This window comes from Actinoplanes palleronii (genome assembly GCF_016862315.1).
Classification (GTDB): domain Bacteria; phylum Actinomycetota; class Actinomycetes; order Mycobacteriales; family Micromonosporaceae; genus Actinoplanes; species Actinoplanes palleronii.
Window position 1 is genome coordinate 18,737 of the sequence record NZ_BOMS01000052.1, and the last position, 17,323, is coordinate 36,059.

Below are 17,323 nucleotides of genomic sequence, written 5' to 3' on the forward strand. Positions count from 1 at the left end.
ACTGAGAACAGCCTGGTCGAAGGTCTCGCTCGCCTTGAACAAAGGCCGCGCGGCCGGACGCTCGAAAGCGTCAGTATGTCGACCGCGACATTGGGAGCTACTCCCCTTCGCAGAAACGAGCATAGCCGAAGGGCCGGCTCCTCACCTCGCGGGAGGAGCCGGCCCTTCGTCGGAAGTCCTGGTCAGTGCCCGGAAATCAGCTGCTGCAACCGGAGCCGGTCGGACGGGTCGGCCGAGCGCTTCAGCGCAGGCTGCCCGGGCGCCGGCGGGGCCAGCGGCTTGCACTGCTTGTCGGAGTGGATGCCCGCCACCCGCTTCGGCAGCGCGCCGGTGGCCAGGTAGTCGGCGATCGCGCCGTCGACGCAGGCGTTGCCGAACAGCGACCCGGCGTGCGTGGTGCCGTTCACCCCTTCGATCAGCACCGACTGCGGGAACCGGCGCCGGACCTCGAGGCTGCCGGTGTACGGCGTGGCCGCGTCCAGCGTCTCACTGAGCAGCAGCAGCGGCGGCACCTTGGCGCCGTCCACCTCGACCGCCGGCTTCGCCTTGCCACCCCAGTTGCGGCACGGCACGTTGTACCAGGCGTTGCCCCAGGTCTCGAACGGCGCCTTGTGGTAGACCTGCCAGTTCGTCTTGGACCAGGTGGACCACTTGTCCGGCCAGAGCGCGTCGGTGCACTGCACGGCCAGGTAGACCGCGTAGTTGTTGTCGCTGCCCGGTGTCTGCGGGTTGTTGTCGTCGTAGAGCTTCTTCAGCCCGGCCGGGTCCTTCTTGAGCACCCAGTTCGAGAACGCCCGCCCGACCTGCTCCCAGCCGAAGATGTAGTAGCCCGGCTGCAGGAAGATGTCGGTCAGCTCGGCCGGGCCGATCACCCCACCGGCCGGCTTGGCGGCCAGCGCGGCGAGCTGGCGGTAGTACAGCGCCTCCACCGCCTTGCCGTCGCGGCCCAGGTGGAAGGTGGCGTCCTGCTTGGCCAGCCAGCTGAAGTAGATCTTGATGTTGCGGTCGAACGCGACGTCCTGGTCCAGGTTCGACTGGTACCAGATCCGGCCCGGGTTGACGTTGCCGTCCAGCACCATCCGGCGGACCCGTTCCGGGAACCGGGTGGCGTAGACCTGGCCGAGGTACGTCCCGTAGGAGAACCCGTAGAAGTTGATTTTGGCGGCGCCGAGGGCCTGCCGGATGCTGTCGATGTCCCGGACCGAGTCCTCGGTACGCATGTGATCGAGCAGCGGGCCACCGGCCTTGGCGCAGGCCGCGGCGTACTGCTTGGCGCGGGCGTGCCAGCGGTTCTCCAGGGCCGGGGTGACCGGCACGTACGGCGGCCGGTTGTACCCGCCGTAGTTGCTGTCGCAGGTCAGCTTCGGTTTGCTGGCGCCGACGCCGCGCGGGTCGAAGCCGATCCAGTCGTACGCGTCACCGGCCTGCCGCGGCACGTGCGAGCCGAGCGTGGCCATGCTTCGGCCGGCGCCGCCCGGGCCACCCGGGTTGACCAGCATGACGCCCTGGTACTTGGCGGCCGGCACGGTGTGCTTGACCCGGGCGACGGCCAATTCGATCTTGGCGCCGCCCGGGTTCGCGTAGTCCATCGGCACGGTGACGGAGGTGCACTCCGCGCCCTGTGCCTTGAGGGAGATCTCGGCGCAGGAGCGCCAGGAGACCGGTGCCGGAACGTAGCTCGATGTGGCACTCGGCGCGGCTTCCGCCGAGGTGACCGTGGCGACTGCCGCACCGAGCGCGACCACGGTTGCGGCCGCCCAGATTCTTTTCATTTGTTTGACCGCCCCTTGGTGTCCGATACGCCCCATATGGTGAGGTAATCTCGGGCACTTTCCACGAGCCCACGCCGACGCGGGCCCGGAAAGGTTCTTCAGGAACGGCGCTGGGTGAGCAGGGCGATCAGGCCGAGGACCGCGACCGTTCCGCCGTACCAGAGGGCCGTGGTGTGCAGGCCGACGTGGTTGGCCACCTGGCCGGCGATCACGGCCGGGATGCTGAACGCGGCGTACGAGATGGTCAGCGCGACGGCGAGCAGCTCGCCCCGCTCGTGCGGCTCGGCGATCCGGGCCAGCGTGCTGAACGACGCCAGCGCGGCCGCACCGAAGCCGACCCCGGAGACCACGGTGCCGACGGTGGCCAGCGCCAGGCTGTCGGCGAGCAGGCCGGTCACCCCGAGCGCCCCGCCGGCGAGCAGGCCGGATCCGGCGACGGTGAGCACCCGGCTGGTGGCGACCTTGCGCATCAGGAACGAGGTGACCGCGCCGGCGCCGCAGACCAGGGCGACCACCAGGCCGCCGAGCAGGTGGTCGTGGATGCCGAACGAGGCGGCGGCGACCGACGGGCCGAGCGAGAGGTAGAGCCCGCCCAGTGCCCAGCTGGCCACGATGATCGGGACCAGGGCGAACAGGGAACCGCGCAGTCGGGCCGGCACGCCGAGCCGCGGGATCAGCGAGACGGCCGCACCGGGACGGCGAGCCGAGGTCTCCGGCATCCAGGCCACCGCCAGGCCGGCGACGACCATGCCGACCAGCAGCACCGCGTAGACCAGGTGGGTCGGGAACGGCGCGTACTCCACCAGGATTCCGCAGCCGAACGCGCCCAGCCCGAGCCCGGCCACCGGGGCGATGCCGCTGATCAGGCCGGCCCGCCCGGGTGCGTGGTCCGGGTTGAGGTCGATCAGGGCGGCGCCCAGCGTGCTGAGCGCGGCGCCGGTGGCCACGCCCTGCACGATCCGCGCGATCAGCAGCGTGGTCACGTCGCCGGCGGCCAGGAACAGGGCCAGTGAGACGGCTTCCAGCGCGATCGCCCCGGCCAGCACCGGACGGCGGCCGACGTAGTCGGAGAGCGCGCCGAGGGTGAGCAGGGTGGCGATCAGGGCGACCACGTAGACCGCGAAGACCACGGTGAGCATCGCCGGGGAGAAGCCCCAGAGGTGCTGGTAGACGACGTAGAGCGGGGATGGGACGGCGGCCGCGGCGGCGAACGTCACCAGGATGGCGGCGATCGCGGTGAACGCGGCGGGCCGGCTCAGGCGGGCCGGTGCGGCGGTGCGCTCGGCGACGATGGTCATGCGGCTCTCCCGTGATTGAACAGACAGGTCTGTCTAGTTGCTGGCTCTGACACTAGACAGATCTGTCTGTTAGCGTCAATTGCATGTCCGTCACGTCACCCCGCAGGTCGGCCCGGGAAAAACTGCTGGCCGCCGCGGATGAGCTGTTCTACGCCGAGGGTGTGCACACCGTCGGGATCGATCGCGTGATCGAGCGCGCCGGCGTCGCCAAGGCGTCGCTCTACTCCGCGTTCGGCAACAAGGACGGCCTGGTCCGGGCGTATCTGCAGGGCCGGCACGAGGAGCGCCGCAACCGGATCCTGGGTCGGCTGGAGCGGTATGACGATCCGCGGGAGCGACTGCTCGGGATCTTCGACTCGCTCGCCGAGTCGGCGGCGAAACCGGGCTTCCGGGGCTGCGCGTTCTACAACGCCGGCGCCGAGTCCGACCCGAACGGGGTGGTCCGCGAGGAGTCCTCGGCGAACCGGGCCTGGACCCGGCAACTGATGACGGATCTCGCCCGGGAGGCGGGTGCGGCGGACCCGGCCGCGCTGACCGAGCAGCTGGTGATCCTCTACGACGGCGCGACTGTCGGCTCCCGCCAGGACGGCGGCCCGGCCGCCGCCCTGGGTGCCAAGGCGATCGCCACCACGCTGGTCGACGCCGCCCTCGCACGCTAGGTCCCCGGCTAGACCCGCGCGGGGCCCGGCGGGCGCGCGGGGCACGGTCCCCGGCTGGGCCTCAGGGGTGCCTCCGCGACGCGGGGACACCCCTGAGAGCCAGCTGTTACGTACCCCATGGGGGTTATCGGTCTTGAGGTGCCGGGTCGGTGAGCGGCTCGGCGACCCGGGCCGCCGGGAGCAGCGGCTGCGAATCGGAGAGCTCGGCGCTCAGCTCGGCCTCGTCGGCGACCAGGTCGGTGGGTTCGGCGAGCTTGCGGGTGCGGATCAGCGAGGCCAGCGCGCCCAGGACGGCCATGCCGATCGCCATCCAGAACACGATCACCAGGCCGTCGTGGAACGGGTTCGCGATCAGCCGGGGGAAGAACTCCAGGCCGGTGAGGTTCGCGGCGTTGCCGGCCGGCAGCGCGTTCAGGGTCTGCGGGCCGAGCAACTCGGCGATCGGGTTGTAGCCGAGGAATGCCGCGAACAGCGTGCCCACCGGCGGCAACTCTGCGGCCCGGGCGGCCACGTCGGCCGGCACACCCTGCGCGGTCAGGCCGGCGTGCAGGCTGGCCGGCAGCGAGTCGGCCAGCCCGGCCACCATCAGCGAGAAGAAGACGCCGATCGAGAGCACCTGGCCGGCGTTCATGAAGGTGGCCCGCATGCCGGACGCGGCGCCGCGCATGTTCGCCGGGACGCTGGACATCAGCAGTGAGGTGTTCGGCGCCGAGAACAAGCCGCCACCCAGACCGTTGATGAAGATCAGAACGGCGAACCAGGGATAGCTGAAGTCACCCGGCACGAGCAGCAGCCCGGCGAACGACAGGGCCATCACCAGCAGGCCACCGGCCGCGAACAGGCGGGCGCCGAACCGGTCGGAGAGGAATCCGGAGAGCGGACCGGCCATCAGGAAGCCGATGGTCAGCGGGACCAGGTAGATGCCGGCCCAGAGCGGGGTCTGCTCGTAGTCGTACCCGTGCAGCGGCAGCCAGATGCCCTGCAGCCAGATGATCAGCATGAACTGCAGGCCGCCACGGGCCACGCTGGCCAGCAGGTTGGCCAGGTTGCCGCCGGTGAAGGCGGGATCGCGGAACAGCTTGAGCGGGAACATCGGCTCGGCGACCCGGGTCTCGATGACCCCGAAGACGACGAGCACCGCCGCGCCGCCGATCAGGCCGGTCAGCACCCACGGGCTGGTCCAGCCCTGGGTGTGCCCGCCGTACGGCTGGATCCCGTACGTGATCGCGACCAGCACCGCGGTGAGCCCGGCCGCGAACGTGGTGTTGCCCCACCAGTCGATCGTGGCTTTGCGGCGGACCCCGGTGTCGTGCAGCGACCGGTACGCCCAGACCGCCCCGATCACGCCGAGCGGGATGTTCACCCAGAACACCGAGCGCCAGTCCCACTCGGCCAGGATCCCGCCGGCGACCAGGCCGATGAACGAGCCGGCCAGCGCCGAGACGATGTTGACGCCGAGCGCCATGCCCCGCTGCTCGGGCGGGAACGCGTCGGTGATGATCGCCGCCGAGTTCGCCATCAGCATGGCGCCGCCGATGGCCTGCGCGACCCGCCACCCGATCAGCCAGATCGCGCCGCCGCTGCCGGTGAACGGGTCGACGGCGAGGATGACCGAGGTGACCGTGAAGATCGCGAACCCGGCGTTGTAGATCTTGACCCGGCCGTACATGTCGCCGAGCCGGCCGAGCGTCACCACCAGCACCGCGGTGACGAGCATGTAGCCCATCAGCATCCAGAGCAGGTAGCTGACGTTGCCCGGCGCCAGCGGGTTGATGTTGATGCCCTTGAAGATGGCGGGCAGCGAGATCAGCACGATCGACGAGTTGATCGTGGCCAGGAGGTTGCCGAGCGTGGTGTTGGAGAGCGCGACCCACTTGTAACGCGGATGATCCACGGCGAGCATGCGATCAGTCCTTCCGATCTTCCATCAGCAGGTCATTCAGGCTGCCCAGGGCGGGCAGTGCGGCCACGATCGCGGCCTGCTCGCCCGCGGGCAGCCGGCGCAGCAGCCCGGCGAGCACCTCGGCGCGCCCGGCGCGGCGCCGGGCGACCGCGTCCCGCCCGGCGTCGGTGATCCCGACCACCACCGCGCGGCCGTCGGCCGGGTCACTGCTCCGGGTGGCCAGCCCGTCCCGTTCCAGGCGGGTGACCAGCTGCGTCATCGCCGGCTGGGTCACACCCTCGGGGGCGTGCAGCTCGCAGAGCCGGTGCGGTCCGGTTCGCTCCAGCCGGGCCAGGGTGGACGCGGCGGTGAGGCTGAGTTCCACCCGCGGTGTGATCCGCCGGAGACCCGCGTAGAGAGATTCGAAGGCGGACGCGATGGCCGCGTCCTCGTCCCGGATGCGCACAGGAAATTTATATCATGTGCTTATGCAACTGTGCGGGGTGGTCAGGTGTATTCCACCTGACGTGCGGCGGGGAATTCACACATGTTGCGGCCCGGGCTGCGACCATAACCAACCATGGACGAGTTCTGGCTCCATCCGAGGCTGGGGACGGCAACTCGGGACGGCCGGGCGCCACGGCACTACCTGGTGGCTCTCCAGCACGCCGTGCACACCATCGACGTCGACCCGCGCTGGCAGCAGTGGTGGAACTCCAGCGGCATCCGCGGGTGCCAGCTCGGCATCGTCACCGAGGGCCGCGAGCACCTGCGGCCCAGCGCCGACATCCGCCGGGTCGACGACCAGCTCCGCGCGATCTTCACCTGCGCGCTCCCGCCGGACTGCTCGGACCAGGAGCTGATGCGGCGCGCGGTGACCGAGGTCCGGACCATGTTCGAGGTGATCCGGGAGGCGATGGCCCTGCCCGACCTGCCGCCGAGCCCGGAGCCGGCCCCGCCACCGGCCGGCGCGGACGACCTGCCGGTGATCGAGAAGGCACTCACCTCGGTGCCCCGTGAGCTCGAGGAGCAGGGCTACCTGACGCTGACCCAGGTGCAGAATTTCTTCGGGTGACCACACCGTGCTGCTACCCGTCGTCCTGATGATTGCCGGACTCGTACCGGCTCCGGCCCCCGTCATGATCGCCCGGTACGGCTTCAACGGCCGGGTCGCCACGATCCTCGACGAGTCCGGCCTCGGTCACAACCTGCGGGTCGTCGCCGGCCACGGCGGGCAGGTCCGTCCGGTGGTGCACGGGCCGGGCAACGCGCTGGCCTTCCCGCCCCGCTGCGTGGCGTCGCTCTGCCCGCACGTGGCGTTGCAGAGCCCGAACACCGCCGACCTGAACCCGGGCACCCGCAACCTCGCGTACGGCGCCGACGTGCTGCTGCTGCCGACACAGACCAGCAAGGGGCAGAACGTGCTGCAGAAGGGCTACTCGAAGACCAGCAGCCAGTACAAACTGCAGATCGACGGGGTGGCCGGGCAGCCCAGCTGTGTGCTCGTCGACGTACGCCGGCCGGGGATCCGGATGGTGCGCAGCGCGGTCTCCGCCGCCGACGGGCACTGGCACAGCGTGCGCTGCGAGCGGGCCGGCAGCCGGTTCGACATCTACGTGGACGAGGTGCTGCGCGGCCGGAGCCGGATCCCGGCCACGCTGTCGGTGGCGAACAACCGGCCGCTGAGCATCGGGGGCAAGGGCGCCTACCGGGACAACGACCAGTTCAACGGCGCCCTCGACAACGTGTGGTTGCGGATCGGCTAGCCGTGCAGGGCGGTCAGTAGCGCGTTGTCGGGGGAGTCGCCGGAGAGCTCCCAGGCGAAGACGCCGCCGAGCGCCTTGCTCCGGGCGTACTCGACCTTGCCGCGGACGGTGGCCGGGGTGTCGTACGACCACCACTGCGCCCCGCACCGGGCGTACGCGGTCCCGCCCACCGTCCCGGTCGGCGGGCACCGGCCAGCGAGGATCTTGTAGTCCTCCATGCCCTTCTCGTACTTCCCGGGCGCCGGACCGGTCGCCGCCGCACCCGGCGTGGCGCTGGCCACCCCGGTCCAGCCGCGCCCGTAGAACCCGACGCCGAAGAGCACCTTCGCGGCCGGCACCCCCTGGCGCAGCAGCTCGGACACGGTCGCCTCGGCGGTCGCACCGGCCCGCGGGATCCCCGGGTACGCGGTCAGCGGCGAGTGCGGCGCGGTGTGCACGTCGGTGTTCCCGGCGCCGAAGTAGTCGTACGTCATGGCACTGAGCCAATCCGCCTGCGCCGCCGCCCCGGAGTAATCCGCGGCCTGGAGTTTCCGCACGTCACCCGGCACCGCCGCGGTGATCAGCGCGCCGGCGCCGAAGGCGGTGCGCAGCCCGCCCAGCAGCCCGGTCAGCGCGTCCCGCCCGCTGGTGTCGCAGCTGATCCCGCACGCGTTCGGGTACTCCCAGTCCACGTCGATGCCGTCGAACACCCCGGCCCAGCGCGGGTCGGTGACCAGGTCGTGGCACGACGTGGCGAACGCCGCCGGGTCCTTGGCCGCCGCGGTGAACCCGGCCGACCACGACCACCCGCCGAACGACCAGAGGATCTTGAGGCCGGGGTGGGCCGCCTTCAGCTTCTTCAGCTGCCCGAAGTTGCCGCGCAGCGGGTCGGTGGGCGAGTCCGCGACGCCGTCGACACTGTCCGCCGCGCTGACCGGCTTCTGGTACGCCGCCCACGGGTCACCGACCCCGCAGCGTCCGCCGTCGACCTTGCCGAACGCGTACATCAGGTGGGTGAGCCGGTCGGCCGCGACGTTCTTCACCCGGAACCCGCGCCCGTAGACCCCCCACTCGGTGAAATATCCGGCCACCACCCGGGTGACCGGGGGAGCGGGTTCGGGGCGGGACGGCGACTGACACGCCGCCAAGATCAGCAGGAGAAGGGCGAAAGTCGCCGAACGGGCACGCACCGGCACGAAGCTAGCCCCCGGGACGGGTGATCTGCCCGCCGTTCCCTCGTTCGAGTGCGGGTGCGCCGAGCGGGACCGGCTGTGCGATCGTCGAGCCGTGGCACTGAGCCCGGAGTTGCGCACCCTGTTCACCTGGCGACGCGTGCTGCGCCGGGCCCGAGCCGTGCTGCGCAGCGCGACCACCACGTTCGTGGTGGTGACCGTGGCGCTGTGGCTGATGCCCGGTGTCGCCAGCGCCGACATCGCCGACACCCTGGGCCTGGTGGTGCTGGTCGCGGTGGTCGGCGCGGTGCTGCGCCCGCTGCTGCTGCTCGGGATCACCGCGCTGGGCGGCTGGGGCGCGATGCTGTTCGGGGTGGTCGCCCAGGTCGTGGTGATGATGGTGGCGCTCAAGCTGGATCCGGCGAACCGGATCCGCGGGCTGCCGACCCTGGTGACCGCGGCGATCCTGGCGGTGGTCTTCGCGGCCCTGCTGGACTGGATGGCCGAGGCCGGCAGCGACGACACGTTCGTCCGGGAGGCCCGGCGGCTGATGCGCGGGGTGCGCCGCCGCGCGGCCCGGCGCGCCGGTGGCCCGCTGCTGACCCTGCGCCGGTCGCGCCCGGGCACCGCGCCGGGCCTGCTGGTGGTCCAGCTCGACGGGGTGGCCGAGCCGGTGCTGCGCTGGGCGATCCGGGCCGGCAACCTGCCGATCCTCGGGCACTGGCTGCGTTCCGGCAGCCACACCCTGCGCCCCTGGCACACCGGCCTGCCGTCCACCACCCCGGCGTCGCAGGCCGGCATCCTGCACGGTGCGTCCCGGCAGATCCCGGCGTTCCGCTGGTTCGAGAAAGACACCGGCAAGGTGATGGTCTCCAACCGGCCCCGCGACGCCGCGGTGATCGAGGTACGGCTCAGCGACGGTCACGGCCTGCTCAGCGGGGGCGGGGTGAGCATCAGCAACGCGTTCGGCGGTGACGCCGCGACCAACCTGCTGACGGTCAGCCACGCCGCGCTGCCGGGCCGGTCGGCGCGGGGCTGGGCGGCGTTCATGGCGTCGCCCTACGGCTTCACCCGCGCCCTGGTCCTCGGCGTCGCCGAGGTGATCACCGAGCTGCACCAGGCCCGCCTGCAGCGCCGGCGCAACCTGCAGCCGCGGGTCAGCCGCTCCGGCGCGTTCCTGGCCCTGCGCCCGGCCTCGATGCTGCTGCGCGACGTGAACGTCTCGCTGATGGCCGAGCAGATGGCCCGCGGCGTCCCGGTGATCTATTGCGACCTGGTCGACTACGACGAGGTGGCGCACCACGCCGGCCCGGCCCGGCCGGAGTCGATGCGCCAGCTGGAGAGCCTGGACCGGATGCTCGGTGTGCTCGAACGGCTGTCACCGGAGGCCGCCCGCCACTACCACCTCGTGGTGCTCTCCGACCACGGGCAGAGTCAGGGCGCCACGTTCCGGCAGCGGCACGGCGAGACCCTGGACCAGGTGGTCGAGCGGCTGACCGCGCCGGATTCCGCGTCCGCTCCCCGGCATCCCGCCGAGGAGCAGGGCAAACGCGCGCCGGACCCGCCCTCGGCCGCGCCGCTGCTGGTGATGTCGTCCGGGAATCTGTCGCTGATCTACCTGACCCGCTTCCCGCACCGGGTGCTGCGGGCCGAGATCGAAGAGACATACCCCAGGTTGATCGCCGGGTTGGCCGCCCATCCGGGCATCGGGTTGGTGGTGGCCGGGGATGAGGACGGACCCATCGCGTACGGGCCGGGAGGCACCCATCGGCTCACCGACGGTGTGGTGACCGGCAAGGATCCCCTTCTTCCGTACGGTGCGCAGGCCCGCGCCGATCTGCTGCGTCACCAGCGGGCGGCGCACATCGGCGACCTCGTCGTGATCAGCTCGGTGGATCCGGAGACCCACGAGGTCGCCGCGTTCGAGGAGTTGGTCGGCTCGCACGGGGGCCTGGGCGGCTGGCAGACCGACGCGATGCTGGTGCACCCGTCGGCCTGGACGGTGGCCGGCGACCTGGACGGCCCGGACGAGGTGCACCGGCAGCTGGTGGCCTGGCTGGAGATGCTGGGCCTGCGGGAGCCGGTCCGCCCCGCGGTGCCGGCCGGCGACCCGCTGCACGTCGATGACCTGGACCGGGACCTGGCAGCGCGACTTTCGGAGAGCCGGGATGGTTAGACCGGTGTGCGCCTGGGAGATCTGAAGTTCCTGCTGCTCGTTCCGCTCCTGCTGCTGCCCGCGGTTCCGGCGACGGCCGCGGTGATCCGGGACGCGCCGACGTTCAACGGCAACGTCCACACGATCGCGCGCCGGGGTTCGACCGTTTACGTGGGTGGTGAGTTCACCGCGGCGATCGCGGCGGGGCGGAAGTACCCGCGGCAGCGGCTGGCGGCCTACGACTCCCGTACCGGTGCGCTGCTGCCCTGGAACCCGGCCGCCGACGACACGGTGCGGGCGCTGGTCACCACCCCGGACGCGGTCTACGTGGCCGGCTCGTTCCACACCATCTCCGGGAAGAAGCGGGACTCGGTCGCCCGGCTCAGCCTCGGCTCGGGCCGGCCGGCGCCGTTCGCCCCGGCGGTGGACGGCACCCCGTACGCCCTGGCCGCCGGGAGTGGCCGCCTCTACCTGGCCGGACGCTTCGCCCGGGTGGACGGTGCCGCCCGGTCCAACGTGGCCGCGTTCTCACTGGCCACCGGCCGGCTCGACCCGAAGTGGCACCCGGCCGCCGACGACCGGGTGCACAGCCTCGCGGTCAGCGGCGACCGGCTCTACCTGGGCGGCGGCTTCCACAGCGTGGACGGGGTCCGCGGCACGCTCCGGCTGGCCGTGGTGGGCGGGCGTACCGGCGCGGTCGACAAGCTGTTCCTGCCACGCCCGGTCGCCGAGGTGAACGCGATCGCGGTGGACGGCGCGGGCGTCTACGTGGCGACCGGCGGGCAGGGCGGGCGGGCCGTGGCATATGCCTTTGACGGCAAGCTGCGCTGGCAGCGCGTCTTCGACGGTGACGCCGTCGCGATCACCACGCTGGACGGGGTGACCTACGTGGGCGGGCACTTCGACCGGGCCTGCCTGACCGCCCGCAACGGTCCGCAGGGCGCCTGCCTGGACGGCGCGGTGCCCCGCGTCAAGATCGCGTCGATCACCTCGGCCGGCGTGCTCACGGAGTGGAACCCGCAGGCCAACGGCGTGATCGGAGTCCGCGTGCTGAGCCCCGGCCACCACCCGTCAACGATCGAGGCCGGCGGCGACTTCACCACGATCGACGGCAACCCCCGCCCCCACTACGTCAGCTTCTGACCCCGCTCCGCTCCCGGTCCCGGCTGGCTTGTGGGGGTGTCTCGGCGGCATTGAGGGACCCCTGAGCGCCAGCCGGGGTCAGGTGAGTTTGCGGGTGCGGGCGACCCGTTCGCTGATCGACCAGTAGCGGGCCGGCATGACCCGGGCCAGCAGGTCGGCGGCCCGCGCGGCCTTTGTGATCACCAGGCGCGGCCGGCGGGACTGGATCGCGGCCACGATCTGCCGGGCCGCCTCCTCCGGCGGCAGGGTCAGCGCCGTCTCGTGGAAGTGCCGGTTGTCGGCCGCCTGCGCGCCGTCCGCGTCGGTGCCGCTGAGCCGGGCGTTCAGGGCGATGTTGGTGCGCACCCCGCCGGGATGGACCACCGTCACGCCGACACCGCGCGGCGCCAGCTCGTGCCGCAGCGCCTCGGTGAAGCCGCGCACCGCGTACTTGCTCGTCGCGTACGCCACCTGGCCGGGCGGCGCGATCAGGCCGAACAGGCTCGAGATGTTGACCACGTGCGAACCGGGCCGGGCGAGCAACTGCGGCAGGAACGCCTTGGTCATCCGGAGCACGGCATGCAGATTGATCTCCAGCAGCCACTCCACGTCGGCCATCCGGTTCTGCTCGAACGTCCCGGACAGCGTCACCCCGGCGTTGTTGATCAAAAGATCCGCACCACCGAGGCGGGACGAGACTTCCGCGGCGAGATCGCCGCGGTCCGCACCGTCGCTGAGATCGATTTCGTACGTCGAGACGTCCGTCGCGCCGAGGTCCCGGGCCATCTTGGCGATCCCGGCCAGCCCGTCGGTGTCCTTGTCGACCAGGACCAGCACGGCGCGCCGCCGGGCGAGCTCCAGGGTCAGTGCCGCGCCGATCCCGCCGGCCGCCCCGGTGATCACGCAGGTGCGTCCCGCGAACGTGAACCGTTGCACGTCAAGCCCCTTCCGTGCGCTCCGTGGCCGCGCTGTCACTGGTGATTATCCCGGTCTGCGGCCGATCCCGCCCGCCCCGTCCTACTGATAACCGCCGCTTACCGGTGACACAGGATGTCCATAGGGACGGTGGCCAGTCTCTTCGGAGCGAAGCAACCGACCGAGGAGCAGACATGACCGCGTATGACCCCTCCGAACGCTCCGCCCCCGCGCACCTGGCCGGCCCGCCGGTCTCCTGGCCGCCGTCGGCCGAGTTCGCCGCCCGGCCGCCCGAACCCGAGCCGGCGCACGGCTCCTGGGCCGGCGCGTCCGGGTCGTGGTCGGCCGAGCGGGAGATACCGACAAACCAGTGGCAGTCCCCGGCCGGCGAGCCGGGAGGTGTGCCCGCCGCCTGGCTCGACTCCCCCGTGGCGCCAGGCGGCGCGCACGCTTCCCGGGACCGCCCGGGCGGCTGGTCCTCGGACGACAGCTGGGGCGCCGACCTCGGCCGCGCCGCTTATGCCACGTCCGCCTCGGCGGCTGTTTATGCCACGTCCGCCTCGGCGGCTGTCGCTTCCACCGGGTACCGGGAGCCGGTTCCGGCGCAGCACGGTCACCGCGAGGTGGGGGTGCACGCCGCACCGGCCGCCGAGCCCGCGCCGTGGGCGCCGCCGGGCGCTGGCCAGCCCGGCGAGGACGGCAAGCCGGCCCGGAAGAGTCCGAAGATGGCGCTGGTCGCCGCCCTGGTCGCGGCCGCGCTGGCCGGCGCGGGAGTGGGCGCCGGTGTCACCGCGGCACTCTCCGGGGACAGCAGCTCGTCGGTGCCCGCCGGTGGCGCACCAGGTCAGGGCGGTGGCGCACCCGGCCAGAACGGGCAGGCGCCGACCGGCACTCAGCCGTCCGCCGCCGCGACCGGCACCTGAACTTTCCTCTGGGGGTAGAAGCAGAGATGGTCCCTGCCGTGGGCGGCGGGGACCATCTCTGTGTTCCGGGAGCACCCTCAGGGCGGTGCTCTGTGCGTACCAGAAAAATGAAGCGCGGACCGGGATGCTGACAGCGGCCCGGACCAAAGTCGATCGTGGGTTGAGCCGGCCGGGTCAGACCGGGTTCTCCTCGGCCGGAGCAGCCGGGGCGGCCGAAGCCGGTGCGATCGCGGCGGCTGCGGCGCGGGCTCGGCGGCGGCGGATGTGCCGGACGTGCAGCGTCACGTAGGTCGCGACGGCGGCCACGCCCAGCCCGATGGCCAGCCATTTGTACCGGTGCGCGTGCTCCATGATCATCACAAGGTTCGAGCCGAGCAGGTACGACACCGTGGTCCACCAGCCGACCCAGAGGGCCGCGCCGATCGCGTTGTAGATCAGGAAGGTCTTCCACGGCATGTTGGTGATGCCGGCGATCACGCCGTTGAGCTGCCGCAACCCGTCGATGAACCGGGCCACCACGATGATCCGGTTGCCGCGCCGGGCGAAGAACTGCTCGGCCTTCTCCAGGCGTTCCGGGGTGACGAAGATGTATTTCCCGAACCGGTCGACGACCTTGCGGCCGCCGCGCAGGCCGATCCAGTACCCGATGTTGTCGCCGACCACCGCGGCGATGAACGAGATCAGCGCGACCACGTAGATGTTCAACCGGCCGGTGCCGGAGTAGATCGACGCGGCCACCATGATCGTCTGGCCCGGCGCTGGCACACCGAAACTCTCCACGCCGATCACCGCGGCGATGGCCAGATAACCCCAGCGGTCCAGGAGCGGGGCGACGCTGTGCAGGAATCCGGGGAGCTCGGTTGAAGGTGGCATCGGCTAACACGGTAGCCGCCGATGGTGACGCCGGTCGCACGGACCTGGTTCCGTTACCACGGTCAGACCTTTCGGGTAGCGGCCCGGTACACGTTCGGTGAGAGTGAACGGATGCTCGATACCGGCGCTGTGACGCGCACCCGGACGGCCCCGGCACTCGCCGCGCTCTCGGTCGGCACTTTCGCCATCGGGATGACCGAGTTCGTGATCACCGGCCTGCTGCCGGACATCGCCACCGACCTGCGGGTCAGCATCCCGACCGCGGGTCTGTTGATTTCCGGGTACGCCCTGAGCGTCGTCTTCGGCGGTCCCCTGGTGACCAGCCTGCTCGTCGCGCGTTCCCGCCGGCCGGTGCTGGTCGGGTTGCTTGCCTTCTTCGTGCTCGGCAACGTGCTGTCGGCGCTGGCCACGGCGTACCCGTTGATGTTGGCGGGCCGGGTGGTGGCCGCGCTCGGGCACGGCTCGTTCATCGGCTTCGCCACCGTGGTCGCCGGTGACCTGATGCCGGATCGGCGCAGCCGGGCGATCGGGGCGATGCTCGCCGGTCTCACCCTGTCGACGGTGGCCGGGGTGCCGCTCGGCACCCTGCTCGGTCAGCAGTTCGGCTGGCGGGCCACGTTCTGGACGATGGCCGGGCTGGGGCTGATCGCGGCACTGGCCACCGCGCTGTTCGTACCGGACAGCCGGCCGGCGCGCAGCACCGGGCAGCTCGGCGCGTTCCGGAACCTCGAGCTGTGGCTGGCCCTGGCGCTGACCGCGTGCGCGTTCGGTGCGGTGTACGCCCCGTTCACGTACGTGGCACCGTTGATGACCGACGTGGCCGGGTTCCCGGTGGGCGCGCTGCCCTGGCTGCTGGCCCTGTTCGGCACCGGACTCGTACTGGGCAACGTGATCGGCGCGCGAGCCGCGGACCGGTGGCTGATGGGCACCGTCGTCGGCGCCTCGGTGGCCATGCTCGCGGTCCTGCTGATCTTCCCGGTGGCCGCGCGTTCACCGGTCCCCGCCGCGATCACGCTCTTCGTGCTCGGCGTGGTCGCGTACGCCACGGTGCCGGGCCTGACCAACCGGGTGCTTGTCGCCGCGGGCCCGGACGGGCAGAACCTGCTCGCCTCGTCGGCCGCGGTGTCGGCGTTCAACCTGGGGAACGCGGCCGGTGCGTACTTCGGCGGCCGGGCGATCGCGGCCGGCTGGGGCTACGCCTCGACGCCGTTGGTTGGCGCGGGGATGGAGGCTCTCGCGCTGGTCCTGGCCGCGGTCCTGCTCGCAAGAAGGTCCCGATCCACGCTGGACCGGGACCTTCTCGACGACAGGGTTTAGCTGGTTGCTTTACAGCGTCTCGCTTTGCTTACAGCGTCCCGCTTTGCTTACCAGCGTCTTGCTTTGCTTTACAGCGTCTCGCTGGCGAGCTGCCCGCGCAGCTTGACGAGCGCCTTGGTGAGCAGGCGGGAGACGTGCATCTGGGAGATGCCGATCTGGTCGGCGATCTGCGACTGGGTCAGGTTGCCGTAGAACCGCAGCGTCAGGATCTTCTGCTCCCGCTCGTTGAGCGTGGCGAGGGCGGGGCCGAGGGCCACGCGGGTCTCGGCCAGCTCGAACTCGTGGTCCTCGCCGCCGAGGGTGTCGCCCAGCTCGGTGGTGCCGTCGGCACTGATCGGGGTGGAGAGGCTCGTGGCGTTGTAGGCGCGGGCGCCTTCCAGGCCCTCCAGCACCTCCTCCTCGCTGATGCCGAGGTAGCCGGCGATGTCCGGCACGGTCGGCGAGCGGTCCAGGCGGTGGGTCAGGGTGCTGTTCGCCTCGGTGATCGCGAGGCGGAGCTCCTGCAGACGGCGCGGGACGCGGACCGACCAGGTGCGGTCGCGGAAGTGGCGCTTGATCTCGCCGATGATGGTCGGGATCGCGTAGCCGGCGAAGTCGACGCCGCGCTCCGGGTCGAACTTGTCGACTGCCTTGATCAGACCGACCATGGCGGTCTGGATCAGGTCGTCGGTGGGCTCGCCGCGACCGGAGTACCGGTTGGCGAGGTGGCGGGCCAGCGGCTGCCAGGCCTCGATCGCCCGGTCGCGCAGCGCGGCCCGGGACGGGTGCCCGGCCGGCATCGCGGCCATCGCGTTGAGCAGTTCCGCCGCGCTGTCAACGGGGCTTTCGGCGCTGGCCTCCGTCGTCGTCGCGACGGAAGTCGAAGTCGAAGTCTCCATGACTGTCATGCGTGGTCCTCCCTGGCACCTTCCCGAAGAGCCGGTCCCATTCGTGCTTGGACCTGCGCTCGTTCGGGTATCTATCTCCACGGACGACGCGTTCAAGACCGTCGCCGTCCGCTGCTGCTTGTCTGTTCGGCTCCGACCACCCTAGCCGGTCGTCCGAGGAAAGACTAGCCGAAAGTATGAGTGACACTCATCCGAGTGGGGTGCTGGGCATCGATGGCCCGCGAACCTGCAGGTGAGGCCTTCATAAAGCGCCCTCCTTATATAGGGAGTCGCTGACCATCCGGAATCGCGTGATCACAGCGCGCACAATGGGCGCAGCGTTCACGCCCGTATCGACTGGTCCGTGCGGCCCGGAGCACTCATCTACCTCACGCGTGTCGTCCTCGGGGGGTCGATTTGGTGTCGTGCGGGGGACCGGGTAATGTTCTCCAAGTCGCAGGGAAACGGGCGAGGCAAGCGGAGAGATCCGCTACCGGCCGTCCTGCGAAACCCCAAAGACTGAACACGAGAATTCATCGTGTAAGGTTCCGCGGGACTCGAGCGAAAATCGGTTCGGTTGAATCTGAGGGAAACCGCGGATTTGGCGAAACGAAAGAGCGAGAG

15 protein-coding genes are annotated in these 17,323 nt (G+C 71.2%); 7 read left to right on the forward strand and 8 right to left on the reverse strand.

All coding sequences use genetic code 11. The features are described from left to right. Positions 1–182: 182 nt before the first annotated feature. Together Apa02nite_RS19645 and Apa02nite_RS19650 are read right to left on the reverse strand one after the other, a co-directional pair. Positions 183–1,772, reverse strand: coding sequence for an alpha/beta hydrolase (locus Apa02nite_RS19645; protein ID WP_203826274.1), 1,590 nt, complete (start codon positions 1,770–1,772; stop codon positions 183–185). 98 nt (positions 1,773–1,870) lie between these two features. Then, on the reverse strand, positions 1,871–3,070 hold the full coding sequence (locus Apa02nite_RS19650) for an MFS transporter (protein WP_203826275.1): 1,200 nt from the start codon (positions 3,068–3,070) through the stop codon (positions 1,871–1,873). Between the two features lie 83 nt (positions 3,071–3,153). Here Apa02nite_RS19650 and Apa02nite_RS19655 point away from each other — a divergent pair, with 83 nt between their 5' ends. Then, entirely contained in the window at positions 3,154–3,729 is a 576-nt protein-coding gene (locus tag Apa02nite_RS19655) for a TetR/AcrR family transcriptional regulator (RefSeq protein WP_203826276.1), read from the forward strand. Between the two features lie 124 nt (positions 3,730–3,853). Here Apa02nite_RS19655 and Apa02nite_RS19660 read toward each other — a convergent pair whose 3' ends face one another. Both Apa02nite_RS19660 and Apa02nite_RS19665 read right to left on the reverse strand, forming a co-directional pair. Beyond that, entirely contained in the window at positions 3,854–5,632 is a 1,779-nt protein-coding gene (locus Apa02nite_RS19660) for an MFS transporter (RefSeq protein ID WP_203826277.1), read from the reverse strand. 4 nt (positions 5,633–5,636) lie between these two features. Continuing rightward, the gene (locus Apa02nite_RS19665) at positions 5,637–6,077 is read right to left on the reverse strand and encodes a MarR family winged helix-turn-helix transcriptional regulator (protein WP_203826278.1); all 441 of its coding nucleotides are present in this window, start codon (positions 6,075–6,077) and stop codon (positions 5,637–5,639) included. Between the two features lie 114 nt (positions 6,078–6,191). Here Apa02nite_RS19665 and Apa02nite_RS19670 point away from each other — a divergent pair, with 114 nt between their 5' ends. Further along, on the forward strand, positions 6,192–6,686 hold the full coding sequence (locus Apa02nite_RS19670; RefSeq protein WP_067693422.1) for a hypothetical protein: 495 nt from the start codon (positions 6,192–6,194) through the stop codon (positions 6,684–6,686). 7 nt (positions 6,687–6,693) lie between these two features. Further along, on the forward strand, positions 6,694–7,377 hold the full coding sequence (locus Apa02nite_RS19675) for a LamG-like jellyroll fold domain-containing protein (protein WP_239164414.1): 684 nt from the start codon (positions 6,694–6,696) through the stop codon (positions 7,375–7,377). Here the strand turns inward: Apa02nite_RS19675 and Apa02nite_RS19680 are convergent. Continuing rightward, positions 7,374–8,546, reverse strand: a complete 1,173-nt coding sequence (locus tag Apa02nite_RS19680; RefSeq protein WP_239164415.1) for a glycoside hydrolase family 18 protein — start codon at positions 8,544–8,546, stop codon at positions 7,374–7,376. The two genes, Apa02nite_RS19675 and Apa02nite_RS19680, sit on opposite strands and share 4 nt — an antisense overlap. Positions 8,547–8,643: 97 nt before the next feature. Between Apa02nite_RS19680 and Apa02nite_RS19685 the strand changes: the two genes are divergently transcribed. Both Apa02nite_RS19685 and Apa02nite_RS19690 read left to right on the forward strand, forming a co-directional pair. Then, a complete protein-coding gene (locus Apa02nite_RS19685; RefSeq protein WP_239164416.1) occupies positions 8,644–10,704 on the forward strand; it encodes an alkaline phosphatase family protein in 2,061 nt (686 codons plus the stop codon). Positions 10,705–10,710: 6 nt separating this feature from the next. After that, positions 10,711–11,826 (forward strand): NHL repeat-containing protein, encoded by a 1,116-nt coding sequence (locus Apa02nite_RS19690; RefSeq protein WP_203826280.1) that lies wholly within the window; start codon positions 10,711–10,713, stop codon positions 11,824–11,826. Positions 11,827–11,904: 78 nt separating this feature from the next. Here the strand turns inward: Apa02nite_RS19690 and Apa02nite_RS19695 are convergent, their stop codons facing one another. After that, on the reverse strand, positions 11,905–12,741 hold the full coding sequence (locus tag Apa02nite_RS19695) for an SDR family NAD(P)-dependent oxidoreductase (RefSeq protein ID WP_067693434.1): 837 nt from the start codon (positions 12,739–12,741) through the stop codon (positions 11,905–11,907). 173 nt (positions 12,742–12,914) lie between these two features. Between Apa02nite_RS19695 and Apa02nite_RS19700 the strand changes: the two genes are divergently transcribed. After that, positions 12,915–13,643 (forward strand): hypothetical protein, encoded by a 729-nt coding sequence (locus tag Apa02nite_RS19700; protein ID WP_203826281.1) that lies wholly within the window; start codon positions 12,915–12,917, stop codon positions 13,641–13,643. Positions 13,644–13,817: 174 nt separating this feature from the next. Here the strand turns inward: Apa02nite_RS19700 and Apa02nite_RS19705 are convergent, their stop codons facing one another. Continuing rightward, entirely contained in the window at positions 13,818–14,516 is a 699-nt protein-coding gene (locus Apa02nite_RS19705; protein WP_203826282.1) for a DedA family protein, read from the reverse strand. A 111-nt stretch (positions 14,517–14,627) separates the two neighbouring features. Between Apa02nite_RS19705 and Apa02nite_RS19710 the strand changes: the two genes are divergently transcribed. Next, positions 14,628–15,833, forward strand: coding sequence for an MFS transporter (locus Apa02nite_RS19710; protein WP_203826283.1), 1,206 nt, complete (start codon positions 14,628–14,630; stop codon positions 15,831–15,833). A gap of 68 nt (positions 15,834–15,901) precedes the next feature. Here the strand turns inward: Apa02nite_RS19710 and Apa02nite_RS19715 are convergent, their stop codons facing one another. Then, on the reverse strand, positions 15,902–16,720 hold the full coding sequence (locus Apa02nite_RS19715; protein ID WP_373873002.1) for a SigB/SigF/SigG family RNA polymerase sigma factor: 819 nt from the start codon (positions 16,718–16,720) through the stop codon (positions 15,902–15,904). Positions 16,721–17,323 lie beyond the last annotated feature (603 nt).